The sequence below is a fragment of the Nocardioides sp. Root682 genome (assembly GCF_001427795.1).
In the GTDB taxonomy this organism is placed as follows: Bacteria; Actinomycetota; Actinomycetes; order Propionibacteriales; family Nocardioidaceae; genus Nocardioides.
Window position 1 is genome coordinate 1502875 of sequence record NZ_LMHJ01000001.1, and the last position, 19281, is coordinate 1522155.

The window sequence follows — 19281 nt, forward strand, 5'->3', positions numbered from 1 at the left end:
GCTCGCTGGTTCAACGAGTCCACCATGGTCGGGTTACGCCGTCGCCGAACAACTTCCCCAATGTTTCTGGGCGGCCCGGAATTGCTCCGAACCGCCCAGATTCACGCTGGCTGACCCCTGGCTGAGCCGCAGCTGGCCCCTAGCTGACCCCGACGATCGGCAGCCGGAGCGCGCCGGGGGCATCCGCGGGGACGACCGGTGCCTTGGGAGTGACCGGCTGGATCCGCTGGTAGGCGGCCCCGAGCTCGGGGCGGGCGTCCTGCTCGCCCTTGTTCGGCCAGAACGACATCGCCCGCTCGGCCTGCGCCGTGATCGTCAGCGACGGGTTCACGCCGAGGTTCGCCGAGATCGCGGACCCGTCAGCGATGTGCAGACCGGGGTGGCCGTACATCCGCTGGTACGGGTCGACCACGCCGGTCGCCGGGCTGTCACCGATCGCACAGCCACCGATGAAGTGGGCCGTGAGCGGCATGCCGAGCGGCTCACCGAGGCTGCCGTAGGCCTCCTTGGCGTTCATCACCTTCGCCAGGCGGCGTACGGCGTCGTAGGCGGGCGCGATGTAGGTGGGGCTCGGGGCCCCGTGGCCCTGCACCGAGGACATGTAGCTGACCGGGCCCCGCTGGCGCCACACGGTGGTGATCGAGTTGTCGAGGGTCTGCATCACCAGGGCGACCACCGTGCGCCGCGACCAGGTGTTCAGGGAGTACAGGTCCTTGAGACCGCCCCGCTGCTTCCACAGCTCCTTGGCCCACGTCTTCACCCGGTGCTCACCCTCCACCTCGTCGACGAGCACGGTGGCCATCAGCGGCATCACGTTGCGACCCGGGCCGTAGCGGACGGGCTCGATGTGGGTGTGCTCGTCCGGGTGGAACGACGACGTGATCGCCACCCCCTCGGACCAGTCGACCGCGTCGTCGTTGGCCGTCGCCCACAAGATGGCCTCGGAGTTGGTGCGGGTGAGCACGCCGAGCCGGTCGGAGATCTCCGGGAGCGAACCCTCGGCCTTGAGGCGGTGCAGCAGTCGCTGCGTGCCGAGGGCGGCGGCCGAGAAGATGACCTGCTCGACCCGGAACGTCTTCACCGCGGTCTTGCGCGACAGCTTCGCCTTGGTCCAGCGTGCCGTCACCTCGTAGCCACCGCCGGGCAGCGGGCGCACGTCGGTGACGGTCGTCAGCGGGTGGATGGCGGCGCCGTTCTGCTCCGCGAGGTAGAGGTAGTTCTTGACCAGCGTGTTCTTGGCGTTGTGACGACAGCCGGTCATGCAGGAGCCGCAGTTGATGCAGGTCTTGCGGTCCGGTCCGGCACCGCCGAAGAAGGGGTCGTCGACCTGCTCGCCCTCGGCCTGACCGGGCGCCCCGAAGAAGACCCCCACCGGGGTGGCGTGGAACGAGTCGCCGACACCCATCTCGTCCGCGACCTTCTTCATGGCGTCGTCAGCCGGCGTCATCCTGGCGTACTCGGTCACGCCGAGCATCCGCTTGGCCTGGTCGTAGTACGGCGCCAGCTCGTCCTTCCAGTCGGTGATGTGCGCCCACTGGGAGTCCTTGTAGAACGGGTCGAGCGGCTCGTAGAGCGTGTTGGCGTAGACGAGCGACCCGCCGCCCACCCCCGCGCCGGCGAGGATGAAGCAGTCGTTGACCAGGTCGATGCGCTGGATGCCGTACATCCCGAGCTCGGGACGGAAGACGAAGCGCTTGGCGTCGCCGCCGTTCTCCGGGAGGTCGTCGTCGGTGAACCGGGCGCCGGCCTCGAGGACGGCGACGCGGTAGCCCTTCTCGGTCAGCCGCAACGCACTGACCGAGCCGCCGAAACCGGAGCCGATGATCAGGACGTCGTAGTCGAAGTCGGCCACGGTTCAGGCCCGTCCCATCTTGTCCATCGCGCGCAGCGAGAAGCTCATGAACTTCGCGTAGCCCTCGTCGGACATGCCGAGCATCGGGGCGAAGCGGATCAGGCGCTGGGTGCCGACCGACTGGGTCTCCGTGTAGCGGTGGATGCCCTCGGAGCCTTGGCGCCGGCCCATCCCGGACTCGCGCATGCCGCCCATCGGGGCGTCGATGCTGGCGAAGGTGGCACCGAAGGCCTCGTTGACGTTGACCGTGCCGCACTTGATCTGGCGGGCGATCTCGCGGCCGCGCTCGGTGTCGCGGGTATAGATCGAGCCGTTCAGGCCGTACTCGCCGTCGTTGGCGCGCGCGATCGCGTCCGCCTCGTCGTGGAAGCGGTAGATCGAGATGACCGGGCCGAAGGTCTCGTGGCCGAAGCAGGTCATCTCCGGGGTGACGCCCTCGAGGATGGTCGGCTCGAAGTAGTACGGCGCCAGGTCGGGCCGGGCCTTGCCGCCTGCGAGCACCCGGGCGCCCTTCGCGACGGCGTCCTCGACGTGCGCGGTCACCGTCTCGAGCTGGTCGGCCGAGATCAGCGAGCCCATGTCGGCGTCCCACGACAGCGTCGCGCCGAGGCTCATCGCCTTGGTGCGGGCGACGAAGCGCTCGACGAAGCGGTCGTAGACCTGGTCGGCGACGAACATCCGCTCGGTCGAGACGCAGAGCTGACCGGCGTTGGAGAACGACGCGCGTACGGCACCCTCGGCCGCCCGCTCGACGTCGGCGTCGCGGAGCACGAGGATCGGGTTCTTGCCCCCCAGCTCGAGCGAGCAACCGATCAGGCGCTCGGCGGCCTGGCGGGCGATGATCTTGCCGGTCGCGGTCGAGCCGGTGAAGCAGATGTAGTCGGCGCGGTCGATGATCGGCGTGCCGAGCACGCGGCCGGGTCCGGCCACGACCTGCCACAGGTCGCGCGGGAAGCCGGCCTCCTCGAGGAGCTCGGCACCGAGCAGGGCCGACAGCATCGTCTGGGCGTCGGGCTTGGTCACCACGGCGTTGCCGGCGAGCAGGGCCGGAAGGCCGTCGCACAGCGCCATCGTGAACGGGTAGTTCCACGGCGAGATGATGCCGACGACGCCCTTGGGCACCCGGTTGACCTCCACCCGCGTCAGCACGGGTACGACGCCCGGCCGGCGCTCGGTGTCGAGGTGCTTGTGCGCGGTGCGGGCGTAGTAGCGCGCGGTCAGCGCGATGTGCAGCGGCTCGTCGAAGGCGTGCTTGCGCGCCTTGCCGGACTCGAGCTGGATGAGGTCCATGATCTCGGCCTGCCGGTCGAGCACGATGTCGTGGAGGCGGTGCAGGATGCGCGCACGCTCGTCGATCGACACCTTGGCCCACGCGTCCTGAGCGATCCGCGCCCGGCGGAACGCCTCCGCGACGTCCTCGGCGCTGGACTGCGGGATGTTCGCCAGCGGCGCCCCGTCGATCGGCGAGGTCACCTGGTTGGAAGTGCCCGTGGTCGCGAGCACGCGGTCGGTCAACCGGGCGACGTACTCCGGCTCCAGGGCGTACGACGCCCGCGGGTCGTGCTCGGGATCGTGCGGCCCGCCGACAGCGGGATCGGTGGCGCCGCCGGAGGCGCCGGGACCGGGAATCGCTTCGCTCATGTGACGAGAGTAGGTGAGCGGAGTCACCGACGCTACCGATCAGTAGCCGATGTGCCGCTTTACACATCGATTCTTCGTGTCAAGCCCTCAATTCGGCGCATTCCGGTCGCTGCAAGGTGGCTGCAAGACCTCCGGAGCAGGCTCGGCACAGCGCGACGAACGGCGTCGCCCACCCGTTGGAGGAGACCCGCGATGAGCACCCAGATCACCGAACAGAAGAGCTTCGAGAAGCCCGACGAGACCCGGTCCTTCGAGCGCGGCACCGTGGACCTGGTCGTGGTCGGCGGCGCCGAGATCGGTCGACTGACCCTGCAGCCCGGCTGGCGCTGGTCCGAGCACGTGCAGCCGATCGCCGGCACCCACCTGTGCGAGGCACCGCACTTCCAGTACCACGTGAGCGGCACCCTGGCGATCAAGATGGCCGACGGCACCGAGTTCACCGCGTCCGCCGGCGACGTGACCTCCCTGCCCGAGGGCCACGACGCCTGGGTGGTCGGGGACGAGCCGGTCGTGGTCGTCGACTGGTGGGGGGCGTCGAACTACGCCCGCCCCTGACCGCTCCGGCGTAGCATGACGCGCGTGAGCGTGCTCTCCGTGCGAGTGCTCGGGGAACTCACGGTCGACGGAACCGATCTGACGCAGCTGGACAGGAAGACCCGCGGCCTGCTCCAGCTCCTTGCCCTGTCCCGCGGCCGGCCCGTTCCCGTCGACGCCCTCGTCGATGCCCTGTGGGGCGAGCGTCCGCCCGCGCGGCCGACCGACCAGGTGGCGGTCCTCGCAAGTCGGCTACGACGCGCGCTCGGTCGTGACCGCGTCGAGCGCACCGACGGCGGGTACCGGCTGTGCGCGGAGAGCTTCGACCTCACCGAGGTGGACGCGGTCATCGGCGAGATCGAACGGCGCCAGGCTGCCGGGGAGATCACCGGCGCGGCCGCGGCAGCACGGGTCGCACTGGCCCTGCTGCGCGGTCCCGTCCCCGAGGTGCGTGCCGCGTCGACCTGGGCCACGGCACAGACCGACGCGGCGAACCGCCTGGTCCAGCGCGCTCGACGGGTCGCGGCAAGCGCGCTGCTCGACTCCGGTCAGTGGCGCGACGCGTTGGAGATCGCCTCGACCGACACCGGGACCGACCCCCTCGACGAACAGGCCTGGCGGACCGTGATGCGCGCCCAGGCTGCCGGCGGTCGTCCGGCGCTCGCACTGTCGGCGTACGCCTCCCTGCGCGAGATCCTGGCCGACCAGGTCGGCGCCGATCCTGCCGAGGAGACCGAGGCGCTGCACCTGTCGATCCTGCGCGGCGAGGTCCCTGCTGCGACCACGAGTGCCCTGACCCCGACGCTCGTGGGTCGCAACAGCCAGGTCGCGCACCTCGACGCGCTGATCGGCCGGGCCCTGGCCGAGCGGCTCCCCCGTGTCGCCCTGGTCGCGGGCGAGGCCGGGATCGGCAAGACCACCCTGCTCACGAGCTGGGCCGCTGCACGCAAGGACCTCGGCGACCGGGTGCTGACCGGGACCTGCGGGGCGCTCGACCGGGCGGCGCCCCTCGACGTCGTACTGTCCGCGATCGGGCGGTACGTCCAGGAATCGGCGAGTCCCGCCGCACTGCTCAGCGAGGACGACGCGCTGCTCGCCTCCCTGCTGGGCACCACGGGCGAGACCTCGCACACGATCGATCCCTCCCTCGGGCCGTCCGTCGTCTATGCGGCGGTGTCGCGCGTGCTGGCCCGGATCGCGGGTGACCGGTGCGCAGTCGTGGTCATCGACGACGCGCACCTGGCCGGCCCGACACTGGCGGACTGGCTCACCTACCTCCAGCGCCGGCCCGTGCCGTTGGTCGTGGTCCTCGGTGGCCGTCCCGACGAGGGCGGGCCGATGCCCGCGACCGACTACGTCAGCCTCGGCCCGCTCGATCGCGAGCACGTCGCCACCATCGTCGGCAACGACCGGGCCGAGGACCTCTACCTCCGATCGGGCGGGCACCCGCTGTTCCTCGCCGAGCTCGCATCCGTCGGTGCCGGCGAGCTCCCCGAGTCGCTGGTGGCGGCGGTGACGAGCCGTTGCGACCAGCTGGGCCCGGCCGGCGACCTGGTGCGCACCGCCGCGATCCTCGGCGGCGACCTCGACATCGACCTCCTCGCCGGGGTCCTGGGCCGGGGCACCCTCGAGGTCCTGACCGACGCGGAGCGCGCCGTACGGCACGGACTGCTCATCGACAACGGTGGCCGCCTCCAGCTGCGCCACGACCTGGTGCGCACCGCCCTGGTCTCCGGTACGACGCCCGGCCGGTCCGCGCTGCTGCACCGCGAGGCCGGTCGGGCCCTCGCTCGCCGCGCTGATGCGGATCCCTCGGCCGTGGCCGAGCACGCGCGCCTCGGCGGCGACCGCGTCCTGGCCTCGGTGTCGCTTCGGGCGGCTGCAGCCCGGGCTGCCGAACGGTTCGACCACGCCACCGCTGAGGAACTCCTCGACGAGTCGTTCACCCTCGTGCCCGACGACCAGACCCGGCTGGAACGGGCCCGCGTGCGGATCCGGCGCGGGCGCTACCGGGCGGCCGAGGAGGACGCGCTCGCCGCGACGGGTGCCGGACCGGAGCGGTGGGAGGCGGCCGCGTGGGCTGCCTACTTCGACCGCCGCTTCGGCGATGCGACGTCGTACGCCGACGACGGGGCCCTGGGCGCGGAGGACGACCGGACGCGCACCCGCTGCCTGGTGGCGTCGGGGCGGTTCCTGCACGCGCAGGGCGACCTGGCCAGGGCGGCGCGGCGGCTCGAGGCGGCGCTCAAGGACGCGTCGGGCGAGGACCGGCTGGAGGCGGCCGCATGGCTCGGGGTCCTGCATGCCCACCGCAGCAACGTCGACGAGGCGCTGTCGCTGTTGCGCCCGGTCACCCGGCCGGGCATCAGCGTGACCCACACCCCGGCCTCGATGCACGCCCTGCTCTTCACGGGCCACACCCTCGCCGTCGCCGGGCGGGGCGACGACGCGCTGGCCTGTTTCGCCAGCTACACCGCGGAGGTCGCCCGGCGCGACGTACCCCGCTTCGCCGGTCGTGGCGTCAACTTCGGTGGCTGGGTGCTGCGCAATCTGGGCGCGACGAGCGCAGGCGTCGACGCGCACGAGGAAGCGGTGGCCGCGGTCGACGACGTGGTCATCCCGGAGGTGCTCGTCGCGGCGCTGGAGGACCTCGCCGACGCGCGGATCCGGGCCGGCGACCCCGACGGCGCGACGGCGCTGCTCGACCGGGCGCGGGCCGCACTGGTCGGCGACCTGGTCTTCGGCTGGCGCCTCCAGATGAAGCTGCAGCTGCTGGACGCCCAGGCCTTGCTGCTGGGCGGCTCCGCAGAGGCGGCGCTGGAGGTGGCGTCCGCGCTGGCCGCGTCGGCGGCCTCGGCAGGAGTGCCGCGCTATGTCTCCTGCGCCAGCCTGGTCGCTCACCGCGCGCGAGCCCGGCTCGGTGAGCCGGTGGACCTCGACCAGGCGTGGGCCGACCTCGGGGAGGTCGAACGCTCGGTCGGCATCGAGGCGTGGTGGTGGGCGGGGCAGACCGGGGCCGAGCTCGGTCAGGAGCGCTGGCTCGCCCGCGCCGAGGAGCTCGTCGTCGGACTGGCTGGTCGCAGCGGGGTCCACGCCGACACCTTGCGCGACGATGCCGACCGGCGGCTGGAGGCCTGGCGCCACCGGGCCACCCTCACTGCGCGCTGAGCACCAGCATCGGTACGACCACCGGTGGGGCATCGACGAGCGCTGCCTCGGCTTCGGCGCGGATCTCCGTGATCACCTCGGGCGGCAGGGTGGCCACGAACGGGGCGATGTGCGCCATGCCCAGCCGCCACGCGACCATGGCGGCCGGCGTCGTCAGGCCACCGTCGACCTCGATCCTGCGGGTTCGGGCCGACGGGTAGCCGGCCGCAGTGGCAAGGCCCAGGAGCCGGTCGGCGTCCCCGACGCGGGCCTCGGCGCCGTCCTTGAACGCGACGTACCAGGCGGGCGGGCGATGCCCCCGTCGGACCACGGCGCTCTCGACCACGTCCTTGGCGGGGTGCGTCCACCCCACTGGGAAGGCCGAGGCCGCGAGTCCTCGCGCGACGCGTCGCAGCTCGGCCAGAGCCTGCACCGGGTCCGGGGCGTGACCGAGGCTGAACGCCGCGACCGCCACGTCGAAGGCCTGGTCGCGGAACGGCAGCCGCTGCAGGTCACCGCCGACAGCGAGGGCAGGCGGACCGGGGAGGATGCGGGTCGCCAGGTCGACTGCGACCACCCTCGCTGCTCCCCGGGCAGCGGCCTGCTCCCCCGCCACGCCCGTTCCCGCGCCGGCATCGAGCACCGTCGCACCGGCCAGCGGGAGCTGCGCTTCGTCGAGCAGGGCACCCGCGAGGCGCGCGTAGAGCATGGCCGGACCGCTCCGCCAGGCGTCAGCGGAGAGGTCGTAGGCCGAGCCCATCGCGGTGCCGATCGCGGTGCCGATCGCGGTCACGCGAGCAGGGCCGCCCCCTCGACGGCCCGCTCCTCCCACCAGACCAGCTCGTCGTCGTACCCGCTGAAGGCCTTCTCCCAGCCGAACTGCACGAGTGCGCCGAGCAGGCTCAAGCCGATCTGGGTGTCCCACCACGGTGCGGTGTCGATGCCCCGGCGCTCGAGCGCGGCGCGGTAGGTGTCGATGGCCTGCTCCTTCGCCACGGGCAGGCGGCGGCAGTTGATCGCGAGGTACCACGCGAGGTCGGCGGTTCCGGCGCCGCGACCGGGCGTCTCCCAGTCCAGCAGCACGGTCCGGCCCTCGCTGTCGGTGCCGAGGTTGTCGAGCTTCCAGTTGCCGTGGACCAACGTGGACGGTGTCCTGGCGAGCGCGTCGACCAGCGGCGCCGGGTCGTGGACCAGTGGTACGACGACGGCCGCCGCCTTGGGCGCGACGGTCTCGAGCAACGGCCAGCCCTCGGCGACCAGCCTCGGGACGAGGTGCTCCGCACCGAGCGCCGCCTCAGCGGCCGCCATCCGCGGCGACAGCTCCAGGTAGCGGTCCGTCGGCGAGACCACGTCGATGTCGCGATCCGTCTCCCAGAAGGCGACGTGGACGGCAGCCATGTGGTCGAGGAAGCGGTCGTTCTGCTCCATGGTGATCGGGTCGTCGACGGCTGGCACGAGGGTGTCGCCGACGTCGTGCATCAGCACGGCGGCGAGGTTCGGCCGCTCGCGATCGTGAGCGACGGCCACGATCGGCTGGACGATCTCGGCGGGCAGGGCGGCCAGGATGCCGCGGCGCCACAGGGCGACGGTCGGGCTGCCGGGAACGCCGGCTGCCCGCAGGGACCAGTCGCCGTCGTGGTCGAGGTACTTCACGACGTACGACGTCCCGTCGATGGTCACCCGGTCCAGTACGGCACCGGACTTGCCGGGCGCGTCGAGCGGGGTGCGACCGGAGGCACCGACGAGCAGGGCGTCGACGGAGTCGAGGACCGGGCAGGCGTCAGGCATCCGCGGCCTCCATCTCGGCCAGCAGCGAGGCGGGCCAGCGGCCGCCGCAGAGCACCACGTCGGCGACGATCCGGTCGTCGACGACATCGAGCAGGTGCGCGTGGTGGGCGGCGTGCGGGATCCCGCCCTCGGTCCACGACAACGTGTAGTCGACGACCTCGCCACGCGCCGTCGGCTCGCGGCGCAGCTGCTCGAAGGTGCCCGGGTCGGCGAACCAGCCCCGGTAGGTGTCCTTGATCTGGTCCGCGCCGACCCGGTGGAAGCGCCAGTTCGGGACGGTGGCGTCCAAGGTGGCGTCCGGCGACCAGGCGTCACACTCGTCGATCCGGCCGGAGCGAACGGCTTCCAGGAAGCGGTCGACCGCTGATGGCTGGGACATGTTCGGCTCCTCGGCTCGGCTCATTCTGACACCACCGAGCGTGCCGCGACAGCCTTGCAGTGGGCTTGCAGCCCGCTGGTTGAGGTGCGAGGGCGGCGAGCGTCGAACCCTCGGGCGTGCCACGGCTGCCTTCTTGCGTAGCGACCGAGATAGTAGGAGCGGTCCTGCCCGTCTGTGTCGCATGATGTGGCGCAGATGCACCAACTCGACCTTCACGAAGGGCTCAACCATGAAGCTCTGGCACGTCTACGTCCTCATCGGAATTGCCGGATTCTTCGCAACCGGATCTCAAGCACTCGAATATTTCACTTCCGGTGACGGGCCGATCGATGGGACCGAACAGTTCTGGCGGGACGCCATCACCGCGAACAACGCATCGCTGTTCCTGGTCTTTGACGTCGTCATTCTCGGGTTGGCGCTGTTCGTCTGGATGTCGGTCGAGTCCCGGAAGGTGGACATCGGCGCCGGCTTCTTCGTGGGCTACGTCCCGCTTTCGATCCTGGTCGGCATCAGCACGTTCGTGCCGTTCTTCCTGGCGCACCGGCAACGGCTGCTCGACGCCCAGAAGGCGGTAACCGCGTCTCAGTAGGCAAGTCAATACGCCCACAGATAGCCGGGTTCGAGCCCGCGCCGCGGCACATCGGGGCGCTAGCCGGAGGATTCCCGGCGTGTGACGCCGGGGAAACTCCGGTTAGACCGGCGGCCTGGCTGGACGCGCACTCGTCGGCATGTGCGCGCGTCATGTGTGGGCCCACTGACTTGCCCCGGACATGCCGCAGGCCCCGCCGGAAGGCGGGGTGCTGGGCGCTGCAGCTATGCCTCGGGGTCGACGGTGCGGGGTGGGTCGAGGGCGCGGGTGCCGTTGGGTCCGACGAGGAAGTGTCGGCTGTTCGGGCTGGTCCAGAGGTAGTGGCTGGGCAGGACGATGACGTAGCGCCATCTGCTGTGGGTCTTGGCGCGGTGATGTCGCCGACAGAGCGGGACCAGGTTGCAGGGACAGGTCACGCCACCCTGCCCGTGGGGTGTCGCGTGGTCGAGGTCGCAGCGCGTGGCTTGTTTCGGGCAGCCGGGGAACCGGCACTGGTGGTCGCGGAGCTGGACCCGTTGGCGGATGCGGTCGGGGATCTCGTAGGAGTCGACCGGGACGCAGTCCTTGAGGTCGACCACGGGGCGCACGATGACGGTGGTGTCTCGTGCGCGGAGCCATTCCTTGATCTGCGCTGTGCTGATCGGGACCTGCTTGTCTTCCCACCGCCCGACCGGGTTCACGTCGGGCTTCGCGAACGGGTTCTCGTCGTTGGTCGAGGAGGTCGCGCTGCGACCGTCTCGAGACCCGGTGAGGGTGGTGTCGGTGATGTGGACGTTGAGGACGACCTTGCGACCCGGGGACTGGACGGTGACTTCGCCGGTTTCCTCGTCGGCGAACAGCAGGTCCAGGGACAGGTCTNCGGTGATGTGGACGTTGAGGACGACCTTGCGACCCGGGGACTGGACGGTGACTTCGCCGGTTTCCTCGTCGGCGAACAGCAGGTCCAGGGACAGGTCTTGGCGAGCCATGTCACCGACACCGCGTGCGCGGCGAACGTCCAGGGACGAGTCGTCGCCGAGTTTGCCGCGCTGGATCGCGCGCCGGTTGACGGCCTGGTCGAAGTCGTGACCGTCTGCGGCATCGACCAGGGCGTCGATGCGGACGCGTCCGTGTTGGTCGACCTGGCGATCGACGTCGACGAACAGGTCCTCGTTCGCGGCCTGGCGTTCGGCCTCGGCACGTTCGGGGTCGAACCGGAGGATGGCTTCGGTGACGAGGCGGTCGAGCTGCGCCCACCCGACGCCACCGACGGCGGCGAGCTGCCGGTCCACGAAAGCAGCGGCTTCAGCGTTCAACGACCGGGTGAGGTCGGCGATGCGTTCGGCACGCCACGGCGCCAACCTGCCCTCGACCACGGACTTGTAGATGTTGGGGAGCCGCCAGGCGCACTCGATGATCCGACCGACGTAGGCACGTCCACCATCAGGTGAGCGGCCGAGTACGGCGATGAGTTCCATCAACGCGAACTCCGACACCAGCGGCGCACCCTCACCCGCGATCGGGACACCCGTGTCGATGACACCGTCGATGATGGTCGCGGCCTGCTCCGGGGTGGTGACGGTGTGCTGGTTGGCCCAGGTCACCAGGTCGGTCCAATCCTCGACCAGTGACTCCTCGCGCGGGACAGCAGCGTGCCTGCCGGGCGACCCTCGTGCCGTCCGGTCAGTTCGCTGTCCCCCTGCTCCATACCTGTATTGGATCACGAGGAGGCGACACAACCACGGCCCGGAAACCCGCCTGTGGACAGAGGAAAGTCCCTCGACTGCCTGTGGAGAGCTCGTGGTCAGGGCCGGGGGTTTCGAGGCTCGCTGCGCTCGCACCTCAACCACCGGGCGGCGTCTCGATACGCGGCTCGCTGGCGCGCACCGCTACTCGACGAACTTGGCGGTACGCAAGACTCGTCGCGTGCAGGTCGACCTGGAGGACGTCACCCCGCTCCGGTTCCCCGACGGCTCGCCCGTCCGCGCAGCGTCCGCCATCGCGCCCTTCGGGGCCGGATTCCTCGTCGTCCAGGACGACGCGACGCACGCAGCCTGGTGCACGCCGGACGACGTGATGGCAATCCGCCTGCTGCCAGCGATCGGTGGGCTCGACACCTTCGAGAAGCACACCGGCACCAAGCACCTCAAGCCCGACCTCGAAGCAGCCTGCCCGCTCGAGATGGACGGCCGCCCCGCCGTACTGATGATGGGCTCCGGGTCGTCGATCGCGCGCATGCGCTGGGTGCTGGTCGTCCTGGAGGACGGCCGCCCACAGGTCACCGTGGCCGACATGACGGGGCTCTACGCGGCGGTCGCAGCCAGCCTCGGGGTCGACGCCGACGCCCTCAACCTGGAGGGCGCCTGTCTGGTCGACGGCGCGCTGCGCTGGTTCCATCGCGGCCTGCCGTCAGCCGGACTGCCCTCGGGAAGTGTCGACCTGGACCTGGCGCAGGTGCTGGCGGCCATGGCGGGCCGGACCTCACCCGAAGCAGTCGGCGTCGAGAACCCGCTGTTCTACGACCTCGGCGACGTCCACGGGGTCGGCCTGGCCGTCACGGACGCCGTCACCCTGCCCGACGGCACCGTGCTGCTGAGTGCCGCCGCCGAGGACAGCCCCAACGTGATCGACGACGGCCCCGTCACCGGCAGCGCCCTGGCCCTGCTCGTCGACGACGTCGTCACGGACGTGGTTGCCCTGCCGCTGATCGACGACAGGGTCGCCAAGGTGGAAGGGTTGATGGTCGTCGGCACCGACCGCGACACGATGCTGCTGCGCGCGGTCGTCGACGTCGACGACCACCTGGCGCCGTCACTCGCGCTACGGCTTAACGTCCGGCCCGGGGTCACTCGCTGCTGACCCGGTACCTGCCGATCGCCTCCGCTTCGGGATCGCTCTTCATGGCGCGATTCACAGCGACCACCTCATCCTCCGCGACCGTGATCTCCAACGGGATGTCTGCAGAGACGTTCGCCGCGAGAAGATCGAAACGCTCGCCGATCCGGAGGACGAGTCGTTCCCGGGCGGCGCCGACCCGCGGGTCCCCTCCGGTGGACTCGCTCCGGGAAAGCGACAAGCCACCGGAGGTCACTCCCACGTCGTCGACATCGACGTAGCGGTCGGCCCGCCGAACGACCTCGGCGAAGTCGGTGGGCGCCAGCTCCACGTTCACGGTTCGGAGCCACTTGCCCGCAGCGCGTTCGTAGGTCAACACAGCCTCGTCGCCTTGTGCGGCAACAAGGTCCTCGACAACCTCCTCGGCCAGGCGGCTGCCCTCGCCACCGAACGAAAGGGTCGCCTGCTTCGGGCCGACAAGGGTCACCACGACCACCTCGACGTCGCCGCCCTCGACCTCTTCGGCGTACTCGTCGAACACGCCGATCACTTCAGCGCTCGTTGCATCGCCCTCCATCGAGACCGTGACCTTCTTCGCCACGGTGGAGAACGGCATGTCGTCGTCGGCGTAGTCGACGTCCTCGGTGTGGACCTTGATGACGCCGGGCTTGTCCGCCGCGGCGCCCACCAGGCTCCCGTCCGAGGGCGAGCAGGCAGTCAGAACGGACAGGGCGCCGGCCAGCAGCAGTGCACGTATCACCGTGCCGATGGTTCCTGACGCAGCACGAGACCACATTGGTTTCGACCGAATCGGGACCCCGGGCCCCTTGGCTTCGAGCTCGCTTCGCTCGCCCTCAACAACCGGACTAGGGCGCAGACAGGTAGACCGACTTCAGCTCCGTGTACTGCGCCAACCCCTCGGGACCGAACTCGCGCCCGGTACCCGAGGCCTTGTAGCCACCGAACGGCGCGGCGAAGTCCATCGTGTACGTGTTGATCCCGTAGGTGCCGGTCCGCACGCCGCGGGCCACCTCGAGGCCGGCTTCGTGGTCCGAGGTCCACACCGTCCCGGCGAGTCCGTACTCCGAGTCGTTGGCGATCCGGACGGCATCGGCCACGTCGTCGTACGCGATGACCGAGAGGACGGGTCCGAAGATCTCCTCCTGTGCGATCCGCATCTTGTTGTCCACGTTCGCGAAGACGGTGGGCCGGACGTACCAGCCCTTGTCGAGGCCGTCGGGCCGACCGTCGCCACCGGTGAGGAGCTGGGCGCCCTCGTCCTGGCCGATCCGGATGTACGACGCCACGCGCTCCTGCTGGCGCGCCGCGACCATCGGGCCGATCTCCGTGGCGGGGTCCATCGGGTCGCCGACGACCATGTTGCCGATCGCGGTGGCGAGCGCGGCAGCGAAGGCGTCGTGCCGCTCGCGGCTGACCAGCACGCGGGTCTGCGCGACGCAGGCCTGGCCGGAGTTCATCACGCCGAGGAACTTCAGTCCCTCGATCGCAGCGGTCTCGTCGGCGTCGTCGAGGATGATCGCGGCGGACTTGCCGCCGAGCTCCAGTGACACCCGCTTCAGCTGCTGGCCGCAGATCGAGCCGATCAGGCGGCCAGCGGCGGTGGAACCGGTGAAGGCGACCTTGTCGACGCCGGGGTGGCGCACCAGGTGCTCGCCCACCTCCCGGCCACCGGCGACGATGCTGACCACACCCTCCGGGACGCCGGCCTCGATGAGCATCTCGGCCAGCAGGTAGCAGTCCAGCGGCGTCTCGGGCGCGGGCTTCACGACCACGGTGCAGCCGGTGAGCAGCGCCGGGACCAGCTTCGACAGCACCGTGAACTGCGGGACGTTCCACGGCGGGATCGCGGCCACGACACCGACCGGCTCGTGCCGGACGAGGACGTCGGTCCCGAGCACTCCGGGACGCGTCGACTCCCACGGGAACTCCCGGGCGATGCCGAGGAACGCCTCGATCTGCATCCACGGCGCCGGCGCCTGCGCGAGGCTGCTGAACGAGATCGGCGACCCCATCTCGGTGCTGATGACAGTCGCCATCTCCTCGAGTCGCGCGGCGTACAGGCCCGACAGGTTCTGGATGATCGCGATCCGCTCCTCGGGCGCCATCCGCGGCCACGGGCCCTCGTCGAAGGCCTTGCGTGCAGCGGCGACGGCGGCGTCGATGTCCGCGGTCGAGCCCTCGGGCACCCGCGCCACGACCTCCTCCGAGTGGGGCGAGACCACCTCCAGGACGGCGTCGGTGGCGGGCTTGGCCCACGCACCGCCGATGAACAGTGCGTCGCGGTCGAGAGTCATGTCGTTCCTTTCAGTTGCCTTGGTTTCGAGGCTCGCTTCGCTCGCACCTCAACCAGCGGCGTCAGCGGTCAGGGGGCGAGGTCGAACCAGTCGGCGAAGCCGCTGGGGTCGTGGCGACCGAGGGCGCCGTGCTCGAAGAGCCCCCAGCCCTCGGCCCCACCGGGTACGTCGACGCCGGCACCGTGGGCGACGGCGTGGCCGACGTGGTCGATCACGCCGAACATCACCCGGCCGGCGACGGCCGGGTCGTTCAGGTCGTAGGTGAGCCGCTCGGTGAAGCCGGCGCCCTTCCAGACACCGTGCGTCCAGTCGGAGTCGCCGCCGTACCCACCACCGACGTGGATGGGGACGGGCAGCTTCGAGGTGACCTCCAGAACCAGCGATTCTCCCGAGGGGGTGGTGCAGTGGATGGTCGCGCCGGTCGGGACACGCGTGCCCGATCCGTAGGTGATCTCGACGCGCGGCCAGCCGAGCTGCTCCACGCGGCCGTCCTTCCAGACGCGGGTGCAGTCGTTCAAGGTACGGAAGCCGTCGGGCGTCTCCTGGATGATGACCACGACACAGAAGTCGTCGAAGCGCATCGGGACGTAGAGCCACCACATGCCTTCGAAGGCCGGGTCCGCCGGCTTGCCGCCGGGAGCCGATTCGCCCACCGGCCGGATCCCCCACGAACGGTCCCGCGAGCCCACCCAGCGGTCCGGGGTGACCGCGATGTCCTCGCCATCGACAGCGATCGTGCCCTCCCACGTGCCGACCTGGGCGAAGCGCTGCGCGTCGAGGATCGTGTTCGAGCCCTGGCGCATCACGTGCGGCAGTTCCTGTACGACGTCGAAGGAGCCCTCCCACGTCAGGTCGAGGGCGATCCCCTCGGTCTCCTCGAGCACGATCCGCAGCTTCTTCAACGGATCCAGCACCTCGATCCGGTAGTTGCCGACCTGCTGCTGCATCCGGTCCGCACCGCGCGGATCGGCCGCGTCGCCGAGGTGGACGGCCGTCTGCTCCCGGCGCCCGTCGACGTCCCGGCTCAGCAGGACGAACGCGTCCTTGGTGCCGAGGTTCGGGTAGAAGCCGAGCCCGGTGATCAGGAACAGGTCGCCGGTGCGGTCGTGGGCGTTGAGGTAGCAACGGTCGTAGAAGTTGCGGTCGCTGCTGCCCGCCCAGGCGAGGGGACGCGGCAGCTGGTGGATCGGGTACTCGTCGAGGGGACCGAGGCCGACGTACTCACCGTGGAGGTTGGGAGAGCTCATGCGCCGACCTCCGCCAGCAGCGCCTCGAACAACGGACGGTGGTGGAACACCGACTCCGGGTCCTCGGGGCGCTCGATCTCGCCGAAGTGGATCTGGCGCGCGCTCGTGCGCAGGAAGACGCAGCCCCACAGCACCGCAGCATGGAGCTGGTGCCAGGTCAGGTCGCCGACCTCGACACCACACGCCGCCGTGTAGGCAGCGGTGACGTCCTCGGCCCGCAGGAAGTCCGGCATCCCGGGGACGCCGAGCATCCGCGCGATCTCGTCGAACACGCGGTGCGCGAAGACCATCCACGCCAGGTCCTGCTCACGGGACCCGAGCGTCGCCATCTCCCAGTCGAGGACGGCCACGGGCCGGAAGTCGTCGTACATCACGTTGCCGATGCGGGAGTCGCCCCACACCAGGACCGGTTCTCCGGACTCGGCCGGCAGGTTGGCCTCGAGCCAGGCGAGCCCGCGCTCGATCAGCGGCGACGGCGCGCTGTTCGCGTCGGCGGACAGTGCGTAGTCGTACCAGGACCGGGTGCGCGCGAGGTTCCGCGCGAGTGGGGTGGCGCCCTCGTGGCCGGTGACGGCCGGGTCGAGGAAGGCGAAGGTCGTCGCGGCGTCCGGGATGGAGTGCAGCTTCGCGAGCACCTCGACACTGCTCTGCTGGAGTCGCTGCCGCTGCTCGGGTGTCGCGTCGAAGAGCCAGTTGTCACCGAACGTGTACGGCATCACGTCCGGCGGTACGACGCCGTCGACCCGGTCCATCAGGAAGAACGGTGTGCCGAGCACGTCGCCCGTCGGCTCCAGCCAGCGCACGGCAGGCACGGGCACGTCGGTCAGCTCGGCCGCCAGCCGCATGGCGTCGTACTGGTCACCGAGGCGGTACTCCGCGAAGACCGGCAGGTCCTCGAGCGCTGGCGCGACGCGGACGACGTAGGCGCCAGTCACCCGCTCCCCTCCCTCGGTGACGGTGACGTCGAGCAGGACGGTCTCGCTCGACATGCCGTTGCTGTCGACCCCGGCGAGCAGCGTCACCTGCGGGTCGGAGCCGGCGGGCAGCACCGTGGCCAACCAGGCTTCGAGCTGGTCGTGCACCGCGGACTGGTCGCGGCTCGAGCGCTGCAACGTCATCTCGGCAGGCAACTCTGACTGCGACATGGGGGGCCTCCTGGGTTCAAGCCTGTTAGAACACGTTCTAGTTGTCAACGGAGGATTACGGTACCCTCGGTGTCGTAATAGGGGAAGAGGTCATGGGGAACGACATCGACGAAGTGGTCCGCGGCGCCGGCAGGCCCCGGGATCCGCGGATCGAACAGGCACTGCTGGCCGCTGTACGCGACCTGCTGACCGAGGGCGGCTATGCCGCCGTGACCGTCGCGGCCGTCGCCGATCGAGCGGGTACGACGAAGGCGGCCCTGTACCGCCGTTGGCCGGCGCTCCCCCACCTGATCCACGAAGCCGCGTTCCCCGGCGAGCTCGCACAGGACCTGGTCCTCGGGGCCGACCTGGCCACCGACCTCACGGGCGTCGTGCGCGGCACCCGGGACACGTTGTGCTCACCGATCGGCGCGGCCGCACTTCCCGGCCTGCTCGCCGAGGTCGGTGCCTGGCCCGACCTGCACGCCGCCATGATGCGCCGGTTCGGCGGGGTGTTCGCTGCGCTCGAGGACCGGCTGCAGAAGGCGGTGCGCGACGGTGACGCCCATTCGGAGGCGCGCGCGGACGACGTGCTGCGCCTGGCGATCGGCGCCGTCCTTGCCGGCCTGCTGCTCACCCCCGGCGAGCTCGACGACGCCTGGGTCGACCGGATCTCGGCGACGCTGACCCGCAGCCTCCGCCCCTGATCGCCCTGACCCTGACGGATCGGCGAATCAGGTCGCGACGACCTCGACCCGCTGGAACTCCTTGAGCTCGGTGTAGCCGGTGGTGGCCATCGAGCGCTTGAGGGCTCCGACGAGGTTCATGGTGCCGTCGGCGACGCGGGACGGGCCGAAGAGGATCTCCTCGATCGTGCCGACCTGCTCGAGCTGGACGCGCTGGCCGCGCGGGAGGTCGGCGTGGTGCGCCTCGGCGCCCCAGTGGAAGCCGCGACCCGGCGCATCGGTGGCGCGAGCGAACGGCGAGCCCACCATGACGGCGTCCGCGCCACAGGCGATCGCCTTGGCCAGGTCACCGGACGTGCCGATGGATCCGTCGGCGATCACGTGGACGTAGCGGCCGCCCGACTCGTCGAGGTAGTCGCGGCGTGCGGCGGCCACGTCGGCCACGGCGCTCGCCATCGGTACGGCGACGCCGAGGACCGTGCGCGTGGTGTGGGCGGCACCGCCGCCGAAGCCGACGAGCACACCGGCAGCGCCGGTGCGCATCAGGTGCAGCGCGGCCTGGTGGGTCGCGCAGCCGCCGACGATCACCGGGACGTCGAGCTCGTAGATGAACTCCTTGAGGTTCAGCGGCTCGGCCTGGCTGGACACGTGCTCGGCGGAGACGGTCGTGCCGCGGATCACGAAGAGGTCGACGCCAGCGTCCGTGACGACCTTGGCGAACTCCTTGGTGCGCTGCGGCGACAGCGAGCCGGCGACCGTGACACCCGCGTCGCGCATCTCGCGCAGGCGTGCGGTGATCAGCTCAGCCTTGATCGGTTCGGTGTAGATGGTCTGGAGGCGACGCGTTGCCTCCTCGCCCTCCAGCCCGGCGACCTCTTCGAGCAACGGCTCGGGGTCGTCGTACCGAGTCCAGAGACCTTCGAGGTTCAGGACGCCGAGACCGCCGTGGCGACCGAACGCGATCGCCGTCGACGGCGACATCACCGAGTCCATCGGCGCGGCGATGATCGGGAGGGTGAACGGGTACGCGTCGATCTGCCAGTCGATGCTGACTTCCTCCGGGTCGCGGGTGCGCCGCGAGGGCACGATCGCGATGTCGTCAAAGGAATAGGCACGGCGCGCGCGCTTCGCGCGGCCGATCTCGATGTCACTCACCGGGTCAGCC

The 19281-nt window shown here is 70.7% G+C and carries 15 protein-coding genes; 5 read left to right on the forward strand and 10 right to left on the reverse strand.

Going from position 1 to position 19281, the window contains the following annotated elements; all coding sequences use genetic code 11:
- Positions 1-139 precede the first annotated feature (139 nt).
- Both ASD84_RS07100 and ASD84_RS07105 read right to left on the reverse strand, forming a co-directional pair.
- Entirely contained in the window at positions 140-1852 is a 1713-nt protein-coding gene (locus ASD84_RS07100; protein ID WP_056708326.1) for a GMC oxidoreductase, read from the reverse strand.
- A gap of 3 nt (positions 1853-1855) precedes the next feature.
- Positions 1856-3493 carry a succinic semialdehyde dehydrogenase gene (locus tag ASD84_RS07105; RefSeq protein WP_056708329.1) on the reverse strand — a complete coding sequence of 546 codons (1638 nt, stop codon included), beginning with the start codon at positions 3491-3493 and terminating at the stop codon, positions 1856-1858.
- 192 nt (positions 3494-3685) lie between these two features.
- Between ASD84_RS07105 and ASD84_RS07110 the strand changes: the two genes are divergently transcribed.
- Entirely contained in the window at positions 3686-4048 is a 363-nt protein-coding gene (locus ASD84_RS07110) for a cupin domain-containing protein (RefSeq protein ID WP_056708332.1), read from the forward strand.
- A gap of 24 nt (positions 4049-4072) precedes the next feature.
- Entirely contained in the window at positions 4073-7195 is a 3123-nt protein-coding gene (locus tag ASD84_RS07115) for a BTAD domain-containing putative transcriptional regulator (protein ID WP_056708334.1), read from the forward strand.
- On the opposite strand, the gene ASD84_RS07120 is transcribed toward ASD84_RS07115, so the two are convergent.
- The 3 genes from ASD84_RS07120 to ASD84_RS07130 are packed head-to-tail and all read right to left on the reverse strand — an operon-like array spanning position 7182 to position 9341.
- Complete coding sequence (locus tag ASD84_RS07120) at positions 7182-7967, reverse strand: class I SAM-dependent methyltransferase (protein WP_056708338.1); 786 nt, start codon at positions 7965-7967, stop codon at positions 7182-7184. The two genes, ASD84_RS07115 and ASD84_RS07120, sit on opposite strands and share 14 nt — an antisense overlap.
- On the reverse strand, positions 7964-8962 hold the full coding sequence (locus ASD84_RS07125) for a hypothetical protein (RefSeq protein WP_056708340.1): 999 nt from the start codon (positions 8960-8962) through the stop codon (positions 7964-7966). The genes ASD84_RS07120 and ASD84_RS07125 overlap by 4 nt, the downstream gene beginning before the upstream one ends.
- Positions 8955-9341, reverse strand: coding sequence for a nuclear transport factor 2 family protein (locus ASD84_RS07130; RefSeq protein ID WP_056708344.1), 387 nt, complete (start codon positions 9339-9341; stop codon positions 8955-8957). Before ASD84_RS07130 ends, ASD84_RS07125 begins: the two co-directional genes overlap by 8 nt.
- A gap of 229 nt (positions 9342-9570) precedes the next feature.
- Between ASD84_RS07130 and ASD84_RS25305 the strand changes: the two genes are divergently transcribed.
- Positions 9571-9930, forward strand: a complete 360-nt coding sequence (locus ASD84_RS25305) for a DUF2834 domain-containing protein (RefSeq protein ID WP_162251499.1) — start codon at positions 9571-9573, stop codon at positions 9928-9930.
- A gap of 1905 nt (positions 9931-11835) precedes the next feature.
- Entirely contained in the window at positions 11836-12768 is a 933-nt protein-coding gene (locus ASD84_RS07145; protein ID WP_056708350.1) for a DUF6910 family protein, read from the forward strand.
- On the opposite strand, the gene ASD84_RS07150 is transcribed toward ASD84_RS07145, so the two are convergent.
- The 4 genes from ASD84_RS07150 to ASD84_RS07165 form a co-directional block, all read right to left on the reverse strand.
- Positions 12755-13504 carry a hypothetical protein gene (locus ASD84_RS07150; protein ID WP_056708355.1) on the reverse strand — a complete coding sequence of 250 codons (750 nt, stop codon included), beginning with the start codon at positions 13502-13504 and terminating at the stop codon, positions 12755-12757. The genes ASD84_RS07145 and ASD84_RS07150 overlap by 14 nt on opposite strands.
- Positions 13505-13610: 106 nt before the next feature.
- On the reverse strand, positions 13611-15059 hold the full coding sequence (locus ASD84_RS07155) for an aldehyde dehydrogenase (protein ID WP_056708358.1): 1449 nt from the start codon (positions 15057-15059) through the stop codon (positions 13611-13613).
- Positions 15060-15127: 68 nt separating this feature from the next.
- On the reverse strand, positions 15128-16306 hold the full coding sequence (locus ASD84_RS07160; protein WP_056708359.1) for a hypothetical protein: 1179 nt from the start codon (positions 16304-16306) through the stop codon (positions 15128-15130).
- Positions 16303-17451: a phosphotransferase family protein gene (locus ASD84_RS07165; protein ID WP_056708362.1), complete on the reverse strand. Its 1149-nt coding sequence runs from the start codon at positions 17449-17451 to the stop codon at positions 16303-16305. The genes ASD84_RS07160 and ASD84_RS07165 overlap by 4 nt, the downstream gene beginning before the upstream one ends.
- A gap of 92 nt (positions 17452-17543) precedes the next feature.
- Here ASD84_RS07165 and ASD84_RS07170 point away from each other — a divergent pair, with 92 nt between their 5' ends.
- Positions 17544-18137, forward strand: coding sequence for a TetR-like C-terminal domain-containing protein (locus ASD84_RS07170; RefSeq protein WP_056708365.1), 594 nt, complete (start codon positions 17544-17546; stop codon positions 18135-18137).
- Positions 18138-18164: 27 nt separating this feature from the next.
- Here the strand turns inward: ASD84_RS07170 and ASD84_RS07175 are convergent, their stop codons facing one another.
- On the reverse strand, positions 18165-19271 hold the full coding sequence (locus tag ASD84_RS07175) for a GuaB3 family IMP dehydrogenase-related protein (RefSeq protein WP_056708369.1): 1107 nt from the start codon (positions 19269-19271) through the stop codon (positions 18165-18167).
- Positions 19272-19281: the final 10 nt, after the last annotated feature.

What these genes read in the sequence shown, in the direction of transcription:
- ASD84_RS07105 (WP_056708329.1), bottom strand. Translation starts at nt 3,493, where the DNA reads ATGAGCGAAGCGATTCCCGGTCCCGGCGCCTCCGGCGGCGCCACCGAT.
- ASD84_RS07110 (WP_056708332.1), top strand. Translation starts at nt 3,686, where the DNA reads ATGAGCACCCAGATCACCGAACAGAAGAGCTTCGAGAAGCCCGACGAG.
- ASD84_RS07125 (WP_056708340.1), bottom strand. Translation starts at nt 8,962, where the DNA reads ATGCCTGACGCCTGCCCGGTCCTCGACTCCGTCGACGCCCTGCTCGTC.
- ASD84_RS07130 (WP_056708344.1), bottom strand. Translation starts at nt 9,341, where the DNA reads ATGTCCCAGCCATCAGCGGTCGACCGCTTCCTGGAAGCCGTTCGCTCC.
- ASD84_RS25305 (WP_162251499.1), top strand. Translation starts at nt 9,571, where the DNA reads ATGAAGCTCTGGCACGTCTACGTCCTCATCGGAATTGCCGGATTCTTC.
- ASD84_RS07155 (WP_056708358.1), bottom strand. Translation starts at nt 15,059, where the DNA reads ATGACTCTCGACCGCGACGCACTGTTCATCGGCGGTGCGTGGGCCAAG.
- ASD84_RS07160 (WP_056708359.1), bottom strand. Translation starts at nt 16,306, where the DNA reads ATGAGCTCTCCCAACCTCCACGGTGAGTACGTCGGCCTCGGTCCCCTC.
- ASD84_RS07165 (WP_056708362.1), bottom strand. Translation starts at nt 17,451, where the DNA reads ATGTCGCAGTCAGAGTTGCCTGCCGAGATGACGTTGCAGCGCTCGAGC.
- ASD84_RS07170 (WP_056708365.1), top strand. Translation starts at nt 17,544, where the DNA reads ATGGGGAACGACATCGACGAAGTGGTCCGCGGCGCCGGCAGGCCCCGG.